Source organism: Rathayibacter sp. VKM Ac-2801 (genome assembly GCF_009834245.1).
Classification (GTDB): Bacteria; Actinomycetota; Actinomycetes; order Actinomycetales; family Microbacteriaceae; genus Rathayibacter.
Map to the genome: position 1 here is coordinate 2,762,087 of NZ_CP047183.1, position 18,261 is coordinate 2,780,347.

Here is an 18,261-nt window from a genome sequence, read left to right on the forward strand (position 1 = left end):
CGTCGTCGCACGCCAGGACGGGCGTCGGAAGACGCCGGCGCAGGTCGGCGTCGGGGACGGGACGCTGTGGCGGAGGGCGTGGGATTCGAACCCACGAGACGTTTCCGCCCACCAGTTTTCAAGACTGGCTCCATCGGCCGCTCGGACAGCCCTCCCGGCCGCTCCCGCAGGAGCGACACCCGATAGTAACCGCCGAGCGCGCGGGGCCGTGGTCAGCGCAGCGCTGAGAGCGCGACCGCCACGCCGTCCTGGTGGACCGAGGGGATCACGGCGGAGGCCACGGCGCGCACCTCGTCCGGCGCCTGGCCCATCGCCAGCCCTGCGCCCTCGGCGGCGGCCCAGGTGAGCATCTCGATGTCGTTGCGGCCGTCGCCCAGCGCGACCACGTCGCTCCGCTCGATGCCCAGCTCCTCGCGGACGACCTCGAGCGCGGTGGACTTGTTGACCCCGTGCGGGGCGATGTCGAGCCAGGCGGTCCAGCCGATCGCGTAGCTGACCTGGTGCAGGCCCATCTCCTCGACCAGCACGGTGAACTCGTCGATGCCGGTCTCGGGCGAGATCACGACGACGCGGGTGCACTGCCGGCCCAGCAGCTCCCCGAAGGGGACGTGGGTCGTCTCGGCCCCCATCACGGCGCCGCCGGGAAAGGCCTCGGTGTAGAAGAAGGCGCCGTCCGCGTCCTCGACGGCGTAGTGCGCGTCGGGGAGGGAGCGGCGGATGGTCTCGAGGACCTCGGTCGGGTCGAAGGTCTCGACCGTCTCGGGGACGTAGGCGCCGGACGCGTCGCGGCGGAGCGTGACCGCCCCGTTGCAGCAGATCACGTACTCGGGCGAGATCCCGAGCCGCTCGACGACGGGCAGGGTGGACGAGGGCGAGCGCCCGGTGGCGAGCATCACCTCGTCGCCCTGGGCGGCCACGCGGGCGATCGCGTCCGTCACCGCGCGGGTGATGGTGCCGTCCTCGTGCATGACGGTGCCGTCGATGTCGAGCGCGACGAGGCGGCGGCCGGAGGCGCGGGCCGCGCTCATGCGACGGGCTCGAGCACCTCGAGGCCGCCGAGGTGGGGCCGCAGCGCCTCGGGGACGAGCACCGAGCCGTCCGCCCGCTGGTGGGTCTCGAGGAGGGCGACGATCCAGCGGGTGGTCGCGAGCGTGCCGTTGAGGGTGGCGACCGGGGCGGTCCTCCCCGACTCGGTGCGGTAGCGGGTGTCGAGGCGGCGGGCCTGGAACGTGGTGCAGTTCGAGGTCGAGGTCAGCTCGCGGTAGGTCTCCTGCGTGGGGACCCAGGCCTCCACGTCGAACTTGCGCGCGGCGCTCTGGCCGAGGTCGCCGGCCGCCGTGTCGATGACGCGGTAGTGCAGGCCGAGGCTCTGCAGGATGTCCTCCTGGTACGAGAGCAGGCGCGCGTGCTCCGCCTCGGCGTCCTCGGGGAGGGTGTAGACGAACATCTCGAGCTTGTTGAACTGGTGCACGCGGATGATGCCGCGGGTGTCCCGTCCGCCCGAGCCCGCCTCGCGGCGGTAGCACGTGCTCCAGCCCGCGTAGCGCTTCGCGCCGCCGGAGAGATCGAGGATCTCGTCGGCGTGGTAGCCGGCGAGGGCGACCTCGCTGGTGCCGGTGAGGTAGAGGTCGTCGTCGCGGAGGCGGTACACCTCGTCGTCGTGCTCGCCGAGGAAGCCGGTGCCGTCCATGATCTCGGGGCGCACCAGGGTGGGCGTGATCAGCGGCGTGAAGCCGGCGGCGAGCGCCTTCTCGAGCCCCAGGTTCATCAGGGCGATCTCGAGGCGGGCGACCAGGCCCTTGAGGAAGTAGAAGCGCGCGCCGCTGACCTTCGCGCCGCGCTGCATGTCGATGCCGTCCAGCAGCTCGCCGAGCTCGAGGTGGTCGCGCGGGGCGAAGTCGAAGACCGGGCGCTCGCCGACCGTCTTGACGAGCTCGAACGACTCCTCGCCGCCCGCGGGGACGCCCTCGATGATCGGGTTCGCGATGCGCTTCACCAGCACGGTGAAGGCGTCGTCGGCCTCCGAGGCCTCGTGCTGGGCCTGCTTGGCCGCGGCAGCGAGGCGCTGGGCCTCGGCGACGAGGGCCGCCTTCTCGTCCTTCGGCGCCTTGGCGACGGTCTTGCCGAAGGCGTTCTGCTCGGCCCGGAGGCGCTCCGCCTCGGTGATCGCCGCACGGCGCACGCGGTCGGCCTCGAGCGCCTCGTCGACCAGCTCGACGGAGTCGCCGCGCGCCTCCTGCGAGCGCTTCAGGACGTCCGGGTTCTCGCGCAGAAGTACGGGATCAATCACCCCAGCAGTGTAGAGGAGGGCCGGGACGGGCCGCCGCCCGCGCGTACCCCCCGGGCCGGCTGAGCATCGGCCGCGAGGAGGCATCCGATCGCGCGGACGGCTGCGAATGTGAGACATCCCCCGAGAACGTCCCCCCGCGTTCGACACCCCTGCTCCCCTGAAGGCTCTCCCATGCACGCCACCCCCCTCCTCGACGCGACCCCCGGCGTCGTCCTCGAGCGCGACGGCTCCGTCGCCCGGATCACCCTCAACCGCCCCGACGCCCTCAACGCGATCGACCTCGGCACCGCGCGACTGCTGCTGAGCACCGTCGCCGACCTCGACGCCGACGCCGGCTGCTCCGTCATCGTGATCGCCGCGGCCGGCCGCACGTTCTGCACGGGCGGCGACATCTCGGCGATCATGGGCTCCGAGCACCCGGACCACTACCTGCGCGACGTCGCGACCACGACCGCCCAGGTGATCCGCCTGCTCGAGGACAGCCGCGCCGTCGTCGTCTGCGCGATCGACGGCATGGTCGCCGGCGCCGGCATCGCCTTCGCTCTGGCCGCCGACATCGTGATCGCGACTCCCGCCGCCCTCTTCCTCAGCGCGTACGGCGATGTCGGGCTCGTCCCGGACGTCGGAGTCACCGCCGCGCTCCCCCGGGTCGTCGGCCGCCGCCGCGCCCTGGACTTCGTGCTGTCGGGTCGCCCGGTCCGCGCGGCCGAGGCGCTGGAGTGGCAGCTCGTCACCGAGGTCGTGCCGCGCGCCGACCTCGCCGGCCGCGTCGACGAGCGCGTGCGCGCCCTCGCGGCGAAGCCCGCGCACGTCGCGTCCGCCGCCCGCCGCCTCCTGCGCACCGACCCGCTCGACCACGCCGAGCGCATCGTCGAGGAGACGGACACCCTGGTCGAGTTCCTGGCGGTCCCCGCCACGCGCGCGCTCCTGGACGCCGAGCACGAGCGCCAGGCCCGCCGCGCCGCCCGGGCGACCGCCTCGCTCTGACCGGGCGCGAGCCTCCGCGACCCTGCTCCGGCTCCGGGCCGGGCGGACGTCCGACCTGCGGCCCGCGGATCCGCCGGGCGGACTCCCCCGATGTCGGCTACGGTGGTCCCCGCGAAGGGGAGTAGTTCCCACCGTCCGCCGAGCGGACGACGAGGCGCGTCGACATGCTGGTCCGGGACGATCCGGGCCCGGCGCTCCACCCCGGCTCCGGCCGGGGCGAACGAGACCTTCGGTCAGTCGACGCACGTCCTGACCGGTCCTCTCGCGCGGGTCGGCGGGCCCGAGCCAGGAGATCGCATGGCGACCACCACCACCACCCCCACTCCCGCGCAGGTGCGCCGCTGGCGCCGCTATCTCGCCGACGAGCTCGCCGAGGCCTCCGTCTACCGCGACCTGGCCGGCCGCCGCACCGGCGAGGAGCGGGAGATCCTGCTCGCGCTCGCCGTGGCCGAGGGACGCCACGAGGAGCACTGGCGCGAGCTGCTCGGCTCCGCGGCGGAGCCCGCGCCCCGCCCGGACCTCCGCACGCGCTTCCTCGGCTTCCTCACCCGCCGCTTCGGCTCGGTGTTCGTCCTCGCCCTGATCCAGCGCGCGGAGGCCCGCTCCCCCTACGCCGACGACGACGACGCCACCGAGGCGATGGCCGCCGACGAGCGGATCCACGGCGAGGTCGTCCGCGGGCTCGCCGAGCGCGGCCGGAACCGCCTCTCCGGGACGTTCCGCGCGGCGGTCTTCGGAGCGAACGACGGCCTGGTCTCGAACCTCGCCCTCGTGCTCGGAGTGGGAGCGAGCGGAGTCGGGACGGGCGTCGTCCTGTTCACGGGCATCGCGGGCCTGCTCGCCGGCGCCCTCTCGATGGGTGCAGGCGAGTTCGTCTCGGTGCGCTCGCAGCGCGAGCTGCTCTCGGCCTCCAGCCCGGACCTCGACGCGAACCGCATCGTCCCCGACCTGGACGTCGACGCGAACGAGCTCGCCCTGGTCTACCGCGCGCGCGGGATGACCCAGGAGCAGGCCGACGAGCGCGCCGCCTCCGTCTTCACGGGCCTGCGCGGCGGCGCCGTCACCTCGCCCATCACGCTGGGCGGTCCCGCGGGAGATCCCGACGTCGACGAGCACGAGTCGATCGGCACGGGCATGGGCGCCGCCCTGTCCAGCTTCTGCTTCTTCGCCTCGGGCGCGATCATCCCGGTGCTGCCCTACCTGCTCGGCCTGACGGGGCTCGCCGCGGTGGTCGTCGCCTGCGTGCTCGTGGGCATCGCCCTGCTCGCCACCGGCGCGGTCGTCGGGCTGCTCTCGGGGGCTCCGCCCCTGGCCCGGGCGCTGCGCCAGCTCGGGATCGGCTACGGCGCGGCCCTGGTGACCTACCTCCTCGGCCTGCTCTTCGGCGCGTCCGGAGTCTGAGCCTCGGCCTCGAGGAGCTGCGCGGACTCGCGCGGCTCCTCGAGGCGGGGCCGCACGGCGACACCGCGCCACCGCAGCGCGGCCACTCCGACCGCCAGCAGCAGCGACGCCGGCAGGCAGCCCAGCAGGGGGATGCAGGAGTAGTAGAGGAGCTGCCGCTGGATCCACGCGGGCGAGGGCACGTCGGAGTCGCCGTAGTAGGGCGGGGGCGGCGAGGAGTAGCCGGTGTAGAGGAGCGCGAGGCCGATCAGGGTCCCTGCCAGACCGGCCAGCAGGAGCACGAAGAGCCACGGGTTCCGCAGCAGCGGCGCCTCGCGCGCGGGCTCGGCGGGCGCTGCGGGAGCGGGCTCCGCGGCCGGCTCCGGCAGGGGTGCGGGCGCGGTCTCGGCGCCGAGGCGGTGCGACCGGCGGCCCTCGGCGGCTCCCGCGATGTCGGGCAGAGCCATGATGCGCCGCGGTCCCGGCACGGACGAGGAGCCGGGACGGACCACGCGGGACTCCGGAGGCGTGGGACGAGCGGCGGCTCCGGGCGCGGCGGCGGGAGCGCCGGAGGCGGCACCCGTGCCGGGTCTGGCGAACGCCCGCTCGTCGCCTCTCAGACGCTCCACCGGTCCGGAGAACCCGCGCTGGAAGGCCGGGTCGTAGCGCGGGTCGACCCGTTCGTCGCCGTCATCAGTCATCGTCGCGACCCGTCATCGTCGTCCCCGGTCATCGTGGACCTCCGGCTCGTGGGAGAGGATCCCGCGCAGCCAGTCGCGGGCCTCGAGGAACACCTCGTCGTCGTAGCGTCGCACGGAGGTGACCGGGCGGCGGTCAGCGCGCGGATACGAGCCGAGGAAGATCACCTTCGGGCTGAAGCGCCGCAGCCCCATCAGCGCGTCGGCGACCCGCTCGTCCTGCACGTGCCCGTCGAGGTCGATGACGAACCGGTACCGGCCGAGGGCGTCGCCGATCGGCCGCGACTGGATCATGCTCAGGTTCACCCCGCGGGTCGCGAACTGCTCGAGCATGTCGAGCAGAGCACCGGGCTGATCGGCCGGGAGCTCGGCGATCACGCTGGTCTTGTCGGCTCCGGTCGGCTCGGGCAGCGCGTGCGAGCGCGAGACGTGCACGAAGCGCGTGACGGCGTTCGGGTTGTCGCCGATCCGCTCCGCCAGCACCGCGACGTCGTGGTGGGCGACGATCCCGGGAGGGGCGATGGCGGCGTCCGCGGGCGATCCGCCCAGCAGGTCGACGGTGGCCTGGACGTTGCTGGAGGCGGGCAGGTGCTCGTGGCTGGGGATCTCGCGGTCGAGCCACACCCGGCACTGGCCGTAGGCGACGGGATGCGCGGCGACGGTGCGCACCTCCTCGAGGCGCGTCCCCGGGCGGCCGACCAGGATGAACGACACCGGCACCAGGTACTCGCCGACGATGCGCAGCCCCGGGATCCGCGCCAGCGCGTCCTGCGCGGCCGTCACTCCGCCCTCGACCGAGTTCTCGATCGCGATCACCGCGCCGTCGCTGCGGCCGGTGACCAGATCGCTCAGCGCCTCGCCCACGTTCGCGACGCTGCGCCACAGCTGTCCGCGCGCCTCCGGGACCTGCGCGAGGGCCGCCTCCGTGAACGTGCCGCTGGGCCCGAGATAGCTGTAGGCACGGGTCTCGGGGGCGCTGTCGGGCATGGCGCAAGCCTAGCCAGCCGCGGTACCCCTGGAGGGGGCCGGACTGCCACTATGGACCGCATGACCGATCGCGCAGGGAAGCCGGCACAGGCCTCCGATCTCATCGACGTCGAGGCCCTCGTGAGGGCGTACTACGAGAAGAAGCCGGACGTCTCCGACCCGGCTCAGAAGGTGGTGTTCGGCACCTCGGGCCACCGCGGATCCTCGTTCGACACGGCCTTCAACGAGGACCACATCGCCGCAGTCACGCAGGCGATCGTCGAGTACCGGACGGGGCAGGGCATCACCGGCCCGCTGTTCATCGGCGCCGACACGCACGGGCTCTCCCGTCCGGCCCTCACCACCGCCCTCGAGGTCCTGGTGGGCAACGAGGTGCGCGTGCTCGTGGACGAGTTCGACGACTTCGTGCCGACCCCGGCGCTCAGCCACGCGATCCTCCGCTACAACAACGACCCCGCGCACACCGACCGGGCCGACGGCATCGTGGTCACCCCCTCGCACAACCCGCCCCGCGACGGCGGCTTCAAGTACAACCCGCCGCACGGCGGCCCCGCCGACTCCGACGCGACCACCTGGATCGCGGACCGGGCCAACGAGCTCATCGCCGACGGCAACCGCGGCGTGACCTCGGCCGAGCCCTCCGCGGTCGAGACCTACGACTACCGCACGCACTACGTCGCGGACCTGGCGAACATCATCGACCTCGACGCGATCCGGAAGGCCGGCGTGCGGATCGGGGCCGACCCGCTCGGCGGCGCCTCCGTGCACTACTGGCAGCTGATCGCCGAGATGCACGGCCTCGACCTGACCGTGGTGAACGGCGAGGTCGACCCGGCCTGGGGCTTCATGACCCTCGACTGGGACGGCAAGATCCGGATGGACCCGTCCTCCCCCAGCGCGATGGCCTCGGTGGTCGCGCGCGCCGGCGACTTCGACATCCTCACCGGCAACGACGCCGACGCGGACCGGCACGGCATCGTCACCCCCGACGGCGGACTGATGAACCCCAACCACTACCTGGCCGTCGCGATCGACTACCTCTACCGCCACCGCACCGGCTGGCGCGAGGACGCGGCGATCGGCAAGACGCTGGTCTCCTCCTCCATCATCGACCGGGTCGCGGAGTCGCTGGGTCGGCGCCTGTGGGAGGTCCCGGTGGGCTTCAAGTGGTTCGTCCCCGGGCTGGTCGACGGATCGGTGGGCTTCGGCGGCGAGGAGTCCGCGGGCGCCTCGTTCCTGCGCTTCGACGGCACCGTCTGGACCACCGACAAGGACGGCATCCTCCTCGCTCTGCTCGCCTCCGAGATCGTCGCGGTCACCGGGAAGAGCCCGTCGGCGCTCTACCGCGAGCTGACCGAGCGCTTCGGCGACCCGGTCTACGAGCGCGTGGACGCGGTGGCGACGAAGGCGCAGAAGGCGGCCCTCGGCAAGCTGGACGGCGACGCGATCGCGGCGACGACCCTCGCCGGGTCCGAGATCACCGCGAAGCTCTCGAAGGCCCCCGGCAACGGCGCGGCCGTCGGAGGCGTCAAGGTCGTCACCAAGGACGCCTGGTTCGCCGCGCGCCCCTCCGGCACCGAGGACGTCTACAAGATCTACGCCGAGAGCTTCCGCGGTCTCGACCACCTGCACGAGGTCCAGGCCGAGGCGCGCACGATCGTGGACGCGGCGCTGAACTCCTAGCCGCCACGGTGACTCCCCGGTCGCTGCGCTGAGTCGCCCGAGAAGGCTCGTTCCCGACGAGGAAAACGAGCCTTCTCGGGCGATTCACCGTCGGAGGGCCTCCTGGACCAGCGCGATGACGCCGGGAAGGTCCGCGAGGTCGTCGGCTGTGAGCTCGATGACGTGCCAGCCCGCCGCGCGGAGGCGGCTCATCCGCGTCCGGTCGCGACGCCAGCGGCCCTTCTCGACACGGTGGTAGTCGCCGTGGTACTCGATCACGACGCGAGCCCACGCGATGCAGAGGTCGACGCGAGCGACGAAGCCGCCCGCCCGGTCGCGGATCACGACGTTCGGCTCGACGCCGGCGATCCCGGCACGTACGAGTCCGACGCGCACCAGCGACTCGGGCCGCGACTCCGCCCGCCCGTCAAGCAGAGCGAGTGCCGCATTCTGGGCGCGGAGTCCTCTGCGACCCGGGTAGCGCTCGACGGCGGCCGCGAGGGCGGGTGCCTCGACCAGTCGTGCGTGCAGGAGGAAGTCGCCGACGGCGACGAGGTCCGCGAGCGGGAGCAGCGCACCGAGGTCGCACCAGGTCCGCGCGGGACTCGTCAGCCGACCGCTGCGCCCCGCGAGGACGTCACCGGCTCCGAGCCGGAGGGAGCGGCCCGCGAGCCCGGCGGCGTGCGGTGCGCGGGCCGGCGCCTCGACGGCGACGTCGATGGTCGTCCGCGTCTCCCAGCAGAGGTCGAGGGGAGCGCCCCAGAGGAGCGCCGCGGTCGGTCCGCAGACGAAAGCGTGGTCGCCGAGGCGGCGCAAGAGCACTGCGCACCGGTCTACGAGCGCGGTCACGGGGGTGATCGAGCGCATGCCGTACACCGGGGCGTCGATCCTGCGCATCGCGGCACGCGACATCCCTGCGGCGGACCCCTCCGCCACTCGGAACACCTCGTCCATCACCCGCCCATGCTGGCGGGTCGCCCGCTCCCCCGCTCGCTCTCTCCACAGCCGTGGATCGACCCGCCCGAGAAGGCTCGTTCTCGGGGCGGAGAACGAGCCTTCTCGGGCGACTCAGCGCGGCGAGAAGCGCGCGGGCTACCAGCGCGGGTGGACGGTGGGGCGGAAGTGGGTGTCGTAGAGGGCGTTCACGGCCTCCATGAAGGCGGGGCCGAGGGGCGCGGCGGACGCGGCGGCCGCGTTGGCGCGGGCCTGCTCGGGCGAGCGGGCGCCGGGGATCACCGAGGTGACGCCCTCCTGCTGGATGATCCAGGCGAGCGCGGCCGCCGCGGGGGCGAGGCCGTGGTCGTCGGCGAGGCGGGAGAACTCCTGTGCGGCCTCCACGCCGGTCGCGAAGTCGACGCCCGAGAAGGTCTCGCCGACGTCGAAGGCGGAGCCGTCGCGGTTGTAGCTGCGGTGGTCCTCCGGCGCGAACACGGTCTCGGTCGTGTACCGGCCGCTGAGCAGGCCCGAGGCGAGCGGGACGCGCGCGAGGATGCCGACACCGGCCTCGCGGGCGGCGGGCAGCACCTCGTCGAGCGGCTTGAGGCGGAACGCGTTCAGGATGATCTGGACGCTCGCGACGTTCGGGCGGGCGATGGCGGTCAGCGCCTCCTCCGTGCGCTCGACCGAGACTCCGTAGGCCGCGATCGCGCCCTCGGCGACGAGGGTGTCGAGGGCGTCGTAGACCGCGTCGTCGGAGTAGACGGAGGTGGGCGGGCAGTGCAGCTGCACCAGGTCGAGGGTGTCGACGCCGAGGTTGGCGCGCGAGCGGTCGGTCCAGGCGCGGAAGTTGTCGAGCACGTAGTTCGCGGGGATCTGCTCCGCGCGGCGGCCCATCTTGGTGGCGACGAAGACCTGCGCGTCGGGGTGCGCCGCGCGGTAGGCGCCGATGGTGCGCTCGCTGCGGCCGTCGCCGTAGACGTCGGCGGTGTCGAAGAGGGTGACCCCCGACTCCACCGCGGCGTCGAGCACGGCGAGGGCGTCGGTCTCGGCGACGTCCCCCCAGTCGGCACCGAGCTGCCAGGTTCCGAGGCCGACGACGGAGACGGGGGCGCCGGTGCGTCCGAGGGTTCGAGTTTCCATGCCTCCACCGTAGGTGCGGCCGAGCCCGCGGCGGACCCCCTTGCGCGTGCTCTACCGTCGAGGGCATGCCCCTCCTCGTCCTCGGAAGCGCCAACCTCGACCACGTCCACCGGGTCGCCCGGATTCCCGCTCCCGGAGAGACGGTGCTCGCCCTCGACGCGAGCACCTTCCCGGGCGGCAAGGGCCTCAACCAGGCCGTCGCGGCCGCACGGACCGAGCCCGGCGCCGTCTTCGTCACGAGCCTCGGCCGCGACGAGGCGGGAGACCGGCTCGCCGCGGTCCTCGGCGAGGAGCCGCTGGACCTGCGCGCCCGCCGCGGCGACGTCCGCACCGGCACCGCGCAGATCACCGTGGACGAGCGCGGCGAGAACGCGATCGTCGTCGACTCCGGAGCGAACGCCGCCCTGGTCGAGCTGACCGCCGAGGAGTCGGCCCTGGTGGCGGCGGCCGACGCCCTGCTCCTGCAGCTCGAGATCCCGACCGCGACAGTGACGGAGGCGGCCCGTGCCGCGCGCGCCGGCGGCACGGTGTCGATCCTGAACGCCGCGCCGATCGGCCCGCTGCCGGAGGAGCTCCTCGCGGTGCTCGACGTGCTGATCGTCAACGAGCACGAGGCCCGCGAGCTCGCCGCCGATCGCGGCATCACCGCCGCCGACGACGATGCGCTCGCCGCGGCCCTCACCGCGCTGGTGCCGCTCGTGCTGGTCACCCTCGGCTCGGACGGCGTCGTCGTGGCGGTCCGCGACCGCGAGCCGGTGCGCACCCCGGCCTTCCGGGTGGAGGCCGTGGACACCACCGGCGCCGGCGACACCTTCTGCGGTGCCTTCTCGGCCCGGCTCGCCGCCACCGGAGCACGGCTCGACGACCCGGAGCGGCTGGTCGCCCTCACCCGCTGGGCGAGTGCGGCTGCGGCGATCTCGGTCACCCGTGCCGGAGCGGCGGTGTCCGCGCCGACCGCGGCCGAGACGGACGCGTTCCTCGCCGAGCGCGCCTGAGCGGAGGGTCCCTCAGCGGAGACTGCGCGGGACGGGACGTCGGGCGGTTCACGAACCCGTCGCTCCGCTCGGCAGGCGCACTCCGGAGGAAGGAAGCACCGCAGCGCCCGGTCCCGGCTCCGCTCGGCACCTCGCGACAAGGGTGCCCCGGCGTGCGAGCAGCCGGCGCCCGCCGGTCGGCCCGGCTAGTCGATCGCCGCGACCCGGACGGTCACGCGCGGCCGCAGCTCCGGATGCACCCGGATGCACCACTCGTGCACCGCGGCTCCGATCGCGCGCGCCACGTCCGGCGCGGACGCCTCCGCGGTCACGCAGAGGTCGACGGCCACGGACACCTCGTCCCCCACGACGCGGACCAGGACCGGATCGGCGAACGTGCCGCCGCTCGCAGTGCCCAGCGGCTCGACCACGATCCCGGTCGCGCTCAGAGCCGTCGCCGCGTGGGCGAGCACGTCGCGCACCTCGGGCCTGGCCGGCATCAGGGTCGCGACGCCGTCCAGAGCGCGCAGCTCCGCGGCGAGCGCGGACACCGGATCGACCGGGGCCGCCGGCTCGAGGCCGCTCACGACTCCTCCGTCCCGGGGACGTAGACGTCCTCCACCCGGACGTCGATCCTCGACACCCGCAGCTCGGTCTGGGTCAGCAGCCGCGAGTGCACGCGCTCGCGCACCTGCTGGGCCGCCTCGGCGATCGGGACCCCCCAGAAGACCGAGATCGTCAGCTCCACCACGATCTCCGCGCCCGGCTCGGCGACGTCGCCGACCAGGCGGCATCGGCCGACCAGCACGCCGGCGACGCTGTCGCCCGCCTCGCGCACGAGTCCGCGGACCGCTCCCTCGGTGATCGTGAGCGCCACGTCGGGCTGGACGCTCGCCAGCGGGATGTCGCGTCCGGCCCGCGACTCGCGGCGCACCTGGGTGAGGATCGAGCCGAACCAGCTCTCCTCGGGTGCCGGCAGACGCGCGGCGTCGTCGTCGATGAGCGCGCCGGAGAGGGCGCGCACGCGCTCGAGGGCGCGCAGAGTCCGCCGGTGCTCCGGCGACTCCTCGATGGCGGGGTCGTACGGCGTGCGCCCGCGGTCGAGGTAGTCGCTCAGCTCGTCGATGCCGATGCCGTCGCCCTCCTGCTCCGTCGCGTCCGCCTCCTGCTCGAGCGCGGTCGGCAGCACGACGTCGTGCTCCCCCGCGCGCTCCGGCCCGTCGCCCGGACCCTGGTCCGCGTTCATCGCGTCTGCTCCCTCATCGCCAGTCCTCCATCGCCACGACCAGCGACTCGCGCGCGCGAGCGAGCTTGCCCCGCACGGCGGTCACTGTGAGACCGAGGTGATCGGCGATCTCGTTGTACGACTCCCCGCCGACCTCGCGCAGCACCCAGCACTGCCGCTGCGACTCCGGCAGCTCGGACAGGGCGTGCGCGAGAGCCCGCATGGCGTCGCTCTGCTCGGCGGCCTCGAACGGGCCGGGCTCTCGGGACGCCGGATGCTCCACGGCGTCGACGTCGTCGGTCGGGCGGCGCTGGCGCAGCAGGTCGACGCTGGAGCGGCTGACGATCCGCATCATCCAGCTGCGCACGCTCGCCGGCTCCTTGAGCTGCGGGAGCTGCGCCCAGACCGTGATCAGCGCGTTCTGCACGGCGTCGGAGGCGTCCGCCTGCGAGCCCGTCAGCCGCCAGGCGTAGGCGCGGAGGATCGACTGGTGCCGCTTGACGAGCACCTCGAAGGCGCGCACGTCGCCCTCGGCGGAGCGCTCGGCGAGCAGCGCGTCGCTCGCCGCTTCCAGTCCGGGCACGGCGCCTCCTCCCTCTCCGCTCACGCGGCCTCGGGCCGACTCTCAGGTGACGCTCAGGAAAAAGTCCCCCGAGCACCGTGACGAACGCCGTCCGGGCTCCGTCTCACACATGAAAGCACAGCCCGACCGGATTTCCGCCGGGCCTTCGACCCCGGTCTGCTCAGCAACGGCAGCCGATGAGACGTCCAGGAGACCTCATGAGCGACACCACGCGCACCCCCTCCACCACCCGCGTCGACAAGACCCCCGTCGACACGGTCACGAGTCTCGGCGGCTCGCGGACCTCCGGCACCGCCCAGGGCACCACGGTCATCGACGACAGCGTCGTGGCCAAGGTCGCCGGCATCGCGGCCCGCCAGGTGCCCGGCGTCTTCGCGCTCGGCAACAACGCCGCCCGTGCCTTCGGCGCGATCCGCCAGGTCGTCGGCGGTGCCGACCACGCCCAGGGCGTGAGCGTCGAGGTCGGCGAGACGCAGGTCGCGGCCGACGTCACCATCGTCGTCGAGTACCCCGTGCCGATGCAGAAGGTCGCCGACTCCGTCCGCGCCGCCGTCTCCGAGGCCATCACCGAGCTCATCGGCATGGAGGCCTCCGAGATCAACGTCGCGATCGTCGACGTGCACATCCCGGGCGACGACAAGACCGACGACGACGACGCTGCCGAGAGCCGCGTCCGATGAGCGACTTCCAGCGCCCCGCGCCCACCGCCCCCGGCGGCCGCAGCACCGTCCTCGGTGTCGTGGTCGGCGCGATCCTCGCCTTCGCGGCTCTGATGTTCGGCTTCTGGGGCTTCGTCCTCACGGCCCTCTTCATGGCCGTCGGCGTCGTGATCGCCCGCATCGCCGACGGCACCCTCGACGTGCGCAGCCTCGTGGACGTGTTCCGCGGCCGCACCACCTCCCGCTAGGAGCCCACCGTGACCGCTCTCGACACGCGTCCCGCATCGCCGGTGGCGGGCACCGTCACCATCACCGTCCGCTCCATCGAGCGCGCCGCCGTGGCGATCGTCCACGAAGAGCTGGGCGTGGAGGTCTCCGCGATCCGCGTCCGCCTCTCCGACGACCGGGGCGGCCTCGCCCTCGCGGTGACCGCGCCGGTCGTCGTCGAGCCGGGCACCTCCCCGGCCGGCGGCTCCCTGCTCGAGCGCCTGCACGGCGACCGCACCCGCATCGCCTCCCGCATGGAGGCGCTGACCGGGCGCACCGTCAGCCGGATCGACATCCGGGTCACGGGCACCCGCACCCGAAGCACGAGGAGAGTCGCATGAGCCCCGCACCGTCGGCGCCCGACACCCGCTACAGCCGCTACCTCCGCCGCGAGACCCACAAGTCGCGCTCCGCCGCGCAGATCGTGGTCCTGGTGCTCATCGCCCTGGTCGCGGCCTACGTCGGCACGGAGGCGGTGCTCGCGATCCTCGGCGCCGCGCCGCTGCTCGCCGCACCGTCCGCCCTGCTGGGCGCGATCGTCGGAGTCGCGTCGCTGGCGAACCCCGCCCTCATCGGCGTGGCCGTCGGCGCGGGAGTCCTCGCCCTCGTCCTGCTGGTGCTCGCCCTGGCGCCCGGGGCCCGGGCCCGCCACACCGTGGACGACGACCGCCTCGCCGTGGTCGTGGACGACGGCGTGATCGCCTCCTCCCTGGCCCGCGCCGCCCGCTCGGCCGCCCACTCCCGCCGTGAGGACACCCGCGCCTCGCTCGGCCGGCGGACCGCACTGGTCGAGGTGACCCCCGCCTCCGGCATCGCGGTCGACCGCGACGCCGTGCAGAGCGCTGTCGACGAGGAGCTCGCCCGCATCGGCGCGAAGCCCGCCCCGCGCTCCACCGTCCGAGTCTCGACCTCCGGGAGGATCTGATGACCACGAGCAACCGCTTCGTCAACCGGCTCGTCCTGCTCGTCGTGGGCCTGGTGCTCGCCCTGGTCAGCGCCGGTGCCGTCCTGATCGCCGTCTCGCAGCCGGTCCGCGACTCCGTCCTCTCCTTCGCCGACGGCGAGGGCGCGGCCCTGGTGTCGCGCCTCTCCCCCGAGGAGGGCACCGCCTGGAGCGATGCCGCCGTCCTCTGGCCGCTCTACGCCGTCGTCGGGATCTGCCTCCTCGGCATCGTCCTCGCGCTGATGATGGCCTTCGCGCACGGTCACGGCCGCACCGGCACCGTTCTCCGCGACGAGGCCGAGGGCACGCCCGCCGGAGGGATCGAGATCGCGACCGGCTTCGCGGAGGACGTCCTCGAGACGGCTCTCGCCGGGCGGACGGAGCTCCTCGACGTCACGGTCGCGGCCTACCGCCACGGCTCCGAGACGGCGCTGAAGGTGCGCGTCCTCCCCCGCGGCGGCGTCTCGCCCCGCACCGTGGTCGACGCCGTGCACCAGGAGGTCGAGGCGCTCGACGCCCTGCTCGGCGCCCGCCTGCCGGTCCTGCTCGAGGTCGCCTCGAGCGCCCGAGCCGGCTTCTCCAAGGAGGACCGGGTCGCCTGATCCCGGTCCCGCAGCTTCCCCGGCACCCGCCGGCGGATGGTCACACCGAACAGAAGGAGCCCCTCATGGGTGCAGACGACAAGATCCGCAACGCAGCCGAGAACCTGGTCGGCAAGGCCAAGGAGGCCGTCGGCAAGCTGACGGACAACGAGCGCCTCGAGGCCGAGGGCCAGGCCGACCAGACGAAGGCCCACACCAAGAAGGTCGGCGAGGACGTCAAGGACGTCTTCAAGAACTGACCGGACCACGACCCCGACGGGGCCGTCATCGCATCAGCGGTGGCGGCCCCGTCGTCGTGCGTGGAGCGTCAGACGCCCCAGAACATGATCCGGCCGGCGGAGGCCGCGTCGATGCTCTGGTCGTGGTTGTCGGCGGTGTGCGAGGAGTAGAGGATCCTGTCGCCGTCGACGCTGGTGACGACTCCCGTGTGGTCCCAGTCGCCCGAGCCGTCCCAGTCGAACTGGACGATGTCGCCCGGCTTCACGCGGCTCCGCTCGGAGTCGGAGATCGCCGTCGCGCGCTCGGGGTGCGCGGCGAGGTAGGCGTTGAACGCTGTCGACGACGCCCAGGCGGAGCTGTAGCCGCCGGAGGAGGAGTAGCTCCACTCGCCGTCCATCTCCCACCCGCGGGCGATCAGCGACTGCGAGGTGAAGTTGACGCAGTCGTTGCCCGAGATCACGCCGTACTGGGCCGAGTTGTAGTCGTTCCAGTAGGTGGAGAGGTAGTCGAGCTGCGAGGCCAGGCGGCTCGCGTCCAGCGCGGCCTGGGCCTTCGCCGCCTCGATCGCCGGGTCGGGCGTGTAGGCGAAGGTGATCGCCGAGGCGACGACCTTGGTGCTGGCGAGCACGCCGGTCGCGGCGGGGCTGGGAGTGGCGGTCGCGGTCGGGGCGGCGAGGTCGGTCGAGGCCTCGGCCGTCGTGCCCCCCGCGGTGCCCGACGTGTCGACGGCCGGCTGCACCGTGTCGGCCGGGGCCCCGTCGACGGTGACCGCCGCGGCGGAGTCGGTGACGGCGTCGAACGTGATGGCCTGTCCGTCGGCGTCGAAGAAGGCGACCGGGACCTCGCCCGCGGCCTCTCCGTCGGCGGGAGGCGCGGTGACCGTGATCTGGTCGGGGTTGTCGACGGCGACGCTGCCCTCGGCCTCGCCGAAGCGGACGGTGGCGACCGAGTCCAGGTTCGACCCCTCGAGCGTCACGCTCGTGCCGCCGGCGACGGTGCCGGAGGTGGTGGAGACGGAGCTGAGGACGACCCGGGCGGAGGCGGTGGTCGCAGGGAGCACGGCGACGCTGGTCGAGGTCGGGGTGGCGGACGGCGTCGCGGTGGCCGACTCGGCCGAGGAGCCGGTGCCGACGGTGAGGCTCAGGCTCGACGCGACGGCCACGACGACGAGCCCGCCGGAGACGGCGAGCGCCAGCGTGCGCGGGGACGGACGGAAGAAGGAGGCTCCGCGGCGGGCGGGCGCGGTGCGGAGCCGGTGCCCCTCCGCTTCGCGGCGGTCGCGGCGGGACGAGAACGACCCCTCCGGGGCGGGGTGCACCGGGGCGGGAGCCGAGGGCCGCACGGGGGCGGCGGCGGGACCGGCGGGCCGGACGCGGCCCTCGCGCTCGCGGGCCTCGCGACGGGTCAGCGGAGCGTCGGGGGTCGGCGCGGGAGTCGCGGGGTGGTCGGCGGGCAGGGTGGAGCGGATGGAGCGAGGGGGCACAGAGAGGTCTCACGGGTCGGCGGCTCGGCGGGGGACCGGGCTGGGGAGCAGGGGAAGCGGCTATGTCACCAGGCAGGGGTGGGAGACCCGTTGGACGGGCCTCCGAAAGCGCTCCGAATAACAGTACGGTAACGAGCGGCGCGTGTCACGCCCGATCGTGTCCGTCTGTGATCGCTAGACGGGCTAGGAAGTGGTTCCCGGAGCGTAATCGGGCGCATCCGGAAGGCCGAAGGCGCGCTCGAGCGTCTCGATGCCGGAGTCGTGCAGGTAGCCGGAGAGCTGAATGCCGACGTACCGCAGGTGGTACGGCTCCGACTCGTACCCCGTGATCGGGGTGGTGTCGGGCTTGTAGCGCACGAGGAATCCGAAGCGGTGGGCGTTGGCGCCGACCCACTGCCCCTCCGGAGTGTCGCCCCAGCAGATCTCGAGCGCGCACGCGCCCGAGGCTCCCACCACGTCGACAGCCCAGCCGGTCTGGTGCTCGCTGTGCCCCGGGCGGGCACTCGTCGCGTCCGCTCCCGCCTGTCCGCGCGAGGACACCCAGCCCGCGTAGACGCTGACCTGGGTGTCGTAGGAGCGGTAGGCGCTCTGCACCGCCAGCGAGAGGCCGGCCTCGGAGCGGGCGGCGGCGAAGAGCGGGACCAGGGCGTCCGCGGTGGCCTGGCGCATCGGCTGCCGGTTGACGTAGGGCACGTCGGGGAAGGTCAGGTCGGCGGGGACGTAGTCGACCGGCGCGAGCGTCCGCAGCTTGTTGACGACGACCCAGGTGCTCGCCGGGTCGTCGACGGACTGCGCGGTGAGGTCGATCCCGGCGGCGGTGGGAGTGGGAGTGGGAGTAGGAGCGGGCGTGGCGGTCGGCTCCGCCGTGGGCGCCGCCGTGGTCGCGGCGGCGGAGGGCGACGGAGCGGGCGGGGCCGGCGAGGGCGCCGGCGCACCGTTCCCGATGGCGGCTCCGACCCCCAGCGCGGTCAGCCCCGCCGCGGCGGCCACACCCCCGATGACCAGGGCGCGGCGGCGGACGGGGCGCCGATCGGTCGGCTCGTTCTCGTTCGACGTCATCCTCCGAGCCTAGACAGGCCCGTTGCTGCGCATCTGCTGAACCACTCGTGATCGGATCTGTCCACCCGTGCCCCTCCACGCGGGTCGCGCATATCCTCTAAGGATTCACATAAGCAGACCCCCTAGCTTGAGTGACAGCCACGACTCCGCGTGCGACCGCCCCC

General features: G+C 73.7%; 21 protein-coding genes and 1 tRNA gene. 10 read left to right on the forward strand and 12 right to left on the reverse strand.

Features of this window, described 5'->3' with window-relative positions:
* Nucleotides 1–67: 67 nt before the first annotated feature.
* The 3 genes from GSU45_RS12855 to serS all read right to left on the reverse strand — a co-directional run bounded on the left by GSU45_RS12855 (nucleotide 68) and on the right by serS (nucleotide 2,290).
* Nucleotides 68–155: transfer RNA gene (locus tag GSU45_RS12855), tRNA-Ser, on the reverse strand.
* Nucleotides 156–212: 57 nt separating this feature from the next.
* Nucleotides 213–1,028 (reverse strand): HAD family hydrolase, encoded by an 816-nt coding sequence (locus GSU45_RS12860; RefSeq protein WP_159915446.1) that lies wholly within the window; start codon nucleotides 1,026–1,028, stop codon nucleotides 213–215.
* Nucleotides 1,025–2,290 carry a serine--tRNA ligase gene (serS, locus tag GSU45_RS12865; RefSeq protein WP_159915448.1) on the reverse strand — a complete coding sequence of 422 codons (1,266 nt, stop codon included), beginning with the start codon at nucleotides 2,288–2,290 and terminating at the stop codon, nucleotides 1,025–1,027. The genes GSU45_RS12860 and serS overlap by 4 nt, the downstream gene beginning before the upstream one ends.
* A 171-nt stretch (nucleotides 2,291–2,461) precedes the next feature.
* Between serS and GSU45_RS12870 the strand changes: the two genes are divergently transcribed.
* Both GSU45_RS12870 and GSU45_RS12875 read left to right on the forward strand, forming a co-directional pair.
* A complete protein-coding gene (locus GSU45_RS12870) occupies nucleotides 2,462–3,277 on the forward strand; it encodes an enoyl-CoA hydratase/isomerase family protein (protein WP_159915450.1) in 816 nt (271 codons plus the stop codon).
* 297 nt (nucleotides 3,278–3,574) lie between these two features.
* Nucleotides 3,575–4,678, forward strand: coding sequence for a VIT1/CCC1 family protein (locus tag GSU45_RS12875; RefSeq protein ID WP_159915452.1), 1,104 nt, complete (start codon nucleotides 3,575–3,577; stop codon nucleotides 4,676–4,678).
* Here the strand turns inward: GSU45_RS12875 and GSU45_RS12880 are convergent.
* Both GSU45_RS12880 and pheA read right to left on the reverse strand, forming a co-directional pair.
* Nucleotides 4,639–5,358 (reverse strand): hypothetical protein, encoded by a 720-nt coding sequence (locus tag GSU45_RS12880; RefSeq protein WP_159915453.1) that lies wholly within the window; start codon nucleotides 5,356–5,358, stop codon nucleotides 4,639–4,641. The two genes, GSU45_RS12875 and GSU45_RS12880, sit on opposite strands and share 40 nt — an antisense overlap.
* Nucleotides 5,359–5,370: 12 nt before the next feature.
* Nucleotides 5,371–6,342 (reverse strand): prephenate dehydratase, encoded by a 972-nt coding sequence (pheA, locus tag GSU45_RS12885; RefSeq protein WP_159915454.1) that lies wholly within the window; start codon nucleotides 6,340–6,342, stop codon nucleotides 5,371–5,373.
* Nucleotides 6,343–6,402: 60 nt separating this feature from the next.
* Between pheA and pgm the strand changes: the two genes are divergently transcribed.
* Nucleotides 6,403–8,025, forward strand: a complete 1,623-nt coding sequence (pgm, locus tag GSU45_RS12890; protein ID WP_159915455.1) for a phosphoglucomutase (alpha-D-glucose-1,6-bisphosphate-dependent) — start codon at nucleotides 6,403–6,405, stop codon at nucleotides 8,023–8,025.
* A gap of 84 nt (nucleotides 8,026–8,109) precedes the next feature.
* Here the strand turns inward: pgm and GSU45_RS12895 are convergent, their stop codons facing one another.
* Nucleotides 8,110–8,901 (reverse strand): DUF559 domain-containing protein, encoded by a 792-nt coding sequence (locus tag GSU45_RS12895; RefSeq protein ID WP_159915456.1) that lies wholly within the window; start codon nucleotides 8,899–8,901, stop codon nucleotides 8,110–8,112.
* 195 nt (nucleotides 8,902–9,096) lie between these two features.
* A complete protein-coding gene (locus tag GSU45_RS12900; protein WP_159915457.1) occupies nucleotides 9,097–10,083 on the reverse strand; it encodes an aldo/keto reductase in 987 nt (328 codons plus the stop codon).
* A gap of 65 nt (nucleotides 10,084–10,148) precedes the next feature.
* On the opposite strand from GSU45_RS12900, the gene GSU45_RS12905 reads away from it, so the two are divergent.
* The gene (locus tag GSU45_RS12905; protein ID WP_159915458.1) at nucleotides 10,149–11,078 is read left to right on the forward strand and encodes a ribokinase; all 930 of its coding nucleotides are present in this window, start codon (nucleotides 10,149–10,151) and stop codon (nucleotides 11,076–11,078) included.
* Nucleotides 11,079–11,263: 185 nt separating this feature from the next.
* Here GSU45_RS12905 and GSU45_RS12910 read toward each other — a convergent pair whose 3' ends face one another.
* Genes GSU45_RS12910 through GSU45_RS12920 form a run of 3 tightly spaced genes read right to left on the reverse strand, consistent with a single transcriptional unit; the run spans nucleotide 11,264 to nucleotide 12,865 of the window.
* Nucleotides 11,264–11,644 carry a hypothetical protein gene (locus tag GSU45_RS12910; protein ID WP_159915459.1) on the reverse strand — a complete coding sequence of 127 codons (381 nt, stop codon included), beginning with the start codon at nucleotides 11,642–11,644 and terminating at the stop codon, nucleotides 11,264–11,266.
* On the reverse strand, nucleotides 11,641–12,303 hold the full coding sequence (locus GSU45_RS12915) for an Asp23/Gls24 family envelope stress response protein (RefSeq protein ID WP_159915460.1): 663 nt from the start codon (nucleotides 12,301–12,303) through the stop codon (nucleotides 11,641–11,643). The genes GSU45_RS12910 and GSU45_RS12915 overlap by 4 nt, the downstream gene beginning before the upstream one ends.
* Nucleotides 12,304–12,316: 13 nt before the next feature.
* Complete coding sequence (locus tag GSU45_RS12920) at nucleotides 12,317–12,865, reverse strand: sigma-70 family RNA polymerase sigma factor (protein WP_159915461.1); 549 nt, start codon at nucleotides 12,863–12,865, stop codon at nucleotides 12,317–12,319.
* A gap of 197 nt (nucleotides 12,866–13,062) precedes the next feature.
* On the opposite strand from GSU45_RS12920, the gene GSU45_RS12925 reads away from it, so the two are divergent.
* From GSU45_RS12925 to GSU45_RS12950, 6 genes are all read left to right on the forward strand, one after another.
* Nucleotides 13,063–13,545 carry an Asp23/Gls24 family envelope stress response protein gene (locus GSU45_RS12925; RefSeq protein ID WP_159915462.1) on the forward strand — a complete coding sequence of 161 codons (483 nt, stop codon included), beginning with the start codon at nucleotides 13,063–13,065 and terminating at the stop codon, nucleotides 13,543–13,545.
* Nucleotides 13,542–13,772 carry a DUF2273 domain-containing protein gene (locus GSU45_RS12930; RefSeq protein ID WP_159915463.1) on the forward strand — a complete coding sequence of 77 codons (231 nt, stop codon included), beginning with the start codon at nucleotides 13,542–13,544 and terminating at the stop codon, nucleotides 13,770–13,772. The genes GSU45_RS12925 and GSU45_RS12930 overlap by 4 nt, the downstream gene beginning before the upstream one ends.
* 9 nt (nucleotides 13,773–13,781) lie before the next feature.
* A complete protein-coding gene (locus GSU45_RS12935) occupies nucleotides 13,782–14,132 on the forward strand; it encodes a hypothetical protein (RefSeq protein ID WP_159915464.1) in 351 nt (116 codons plus the stop codon).
* Complete coding sequence (locus GSU45_RS12940; protein ID WP_159915465.1) at nucleotides 14,129–14,716, forward strand: DUF6286 domain-containing protein; 588 nt, start codon at nucleotides 14,129–14,131, stop codon at nucleotides 14,714–14,716. The genes GSU45_RS12935 and GSU45_RS12940 overlap by 4 nt, the downstream gene beginning before the upstream one ends.
* Nucleotides 14,716–15,336, forward strand: coding sequence for a hypothetical protein (locus tag GSU45_RS12945; RefSeq protein ID WP_159915466.1), 621 nt, complete (start codon nucleotides 14,716–14,718; stop codon nucleotides 15,334–15,336). Before GSU45_RS12940 ends, GSU45_RS12945 begins: the two co-directional genes overlap by 1 nt.
* Nucleotides 15,337–15,401: 65 nt before the next feature.
* Nucleotides 15,402–15,575: a CsbD family protein gene (locus GSU45_RS12950; protein WP_082480972.1), complete on the forward strand. Its 174-nt coding sequence runs from the start codon at nucleotides 15,402–15,404 to the stop codon at nucleotides 15,573–15,575.
* Nucleotides 15,576–15,643: 68 nt separating this feature from the next.
* Here GSU45_RS12950 and GSU45_RS17400 read toward each other — a convergent pair whose 3' ends face one another.
* Together GSU45_RS17400 and GSU45_RS12960 are read right to left on the reverse strand one after the other, a co-directional pair.
* Entirely contained in the window at nucleotides 15,644–17,038 is a 1,395-nt protein-coding gene (locus GSU45_RS17400; protein ID WP_159915467.1) for an amidase domain-containing protein, read from the reverse strand.
* A gap of 183 nt (nucleotides 17,039–17,221) precedes the next feature.
* Nucleotides 17,222–18,097: a M15 family metallopeptidase gene (locus GSU45_RS12960; RefSeq protein ID WP_159915468.1), complete on the reverse strand. Its 876-nt coding sequence runs from the start codon at nucleotides 18,095–18,097 to the stop codon at nucleotides 17,222–17,224.
* Nucleotides 18,098–18,261 lie beyond the last annotated feature (164 nt).

Coding starts and splice junctions, on each gene's coding strand:
- GSU45_RS12860 (WP_159915446.1), bottom strand. CDS start 1,028: ATGAGCGCGGCCCGCGCCTCCGGCCGCCGCCTCGTCGCGCTCGACATC.
- GSU45_RS12870 (WP_159915450.1), top strand. CDS start 2,462: ATGCACGCCACCCCCCTCCTCGACGCGACCCCCGGCGTCGTCCTCGAG.
- GSU45_RS12875 (WP_159915452.1), top strand. CDS start 3,575: ATGGCGACCACCACCACCACCCCCACTCCCGCGCAGGTGCGCCGCTGG.
- GSU45_RS12880 (WP_159915453.1), bottom strand. CDS start 5,358: ATGACTGATGACGGCGACGAACGGGTCGACCCGCGCTACGACCCGGCC.
- pheA (WP_159915454.1), bottom strand. CDS start 6,342: ATGCCCGACAGCGCCCCCGAGACCCGTGCCTACAGCTATCTCGGGCCC.
- pgm (WP_159915455.1), top strand. CDS start 6,403: ATGACCGATCGCGCAGGGAAGCCGGCACAGGCCTCCGATCTCATCGAC.
- GSU45_RS12895 (WP_159915456.1), bottom strand. CDS start 8,901: ATGCGCAGGATCGACGCCCCGGTGTACGGCATGCGCTCGATCACCCCC.
- GSU45_RS12900 (WP_159915457.1), bottom strand. CDS start 10,083: ATGGAAACTCGAACCCTCGGACGCACCGGCGCCCCCGTCTCCGTCGTC.
- GSU45_RS12905 (WP_159915458.1), top strand. CDS start 10,149: ATGCCCCTCCTCGTCCTCGGAAGCGCCAACCTCGACCACGTCCACCGG.
- GSU45_RS12915 (WP_159915460.1), bottom strand. CDS start 12,303: ATGAACGCGGACCAGGGTCCGGGCGACGGGCCGGAGCGCGCGGGGGAG.
- GSU45_RS12925 (WP_159915462.1), top strand. CDS start 13,063: ATGAGCGACACCACGCGCACCCCCTCCACCACCCGCGTCGACAAGACC.
- GSU45_RS12930 (WP_159915463.1), top strand. CDS start 13,542: ATGAGCGACTTCCAGCGCCCCGCGCCCACCGCCCCCGGCGGCCGCAGC.
- GSU45_RS12940 (WP_159915465.1), top strand. CDS start 14,129: ATGAGCCCCGCACCGTCGGCGCCCGACACCCGCTACAGCCGCTACCTC.
- GSU45_RS12945 (WP_159915466.1), top strand. CDS start 14,716: ATGACCACGAGCAACCGCTTCGTCAACCGGCTCGTCCTGCTCGTCGTG.
- GSU45_RS12950 (WP_082480972.1), top strand. CDS start 15,402: ATGGGTGCAGACGACAAGATCCGCAACGCAGCCGAGAACCTGGTCGGC.
- GSU45_RS12960 (WP_159915468.1), bottom strand. CDS start 18,097: ATGACGTCGAACGAGAACGAGCCGACCGATCGGCGCCCCGTCCGCCGC.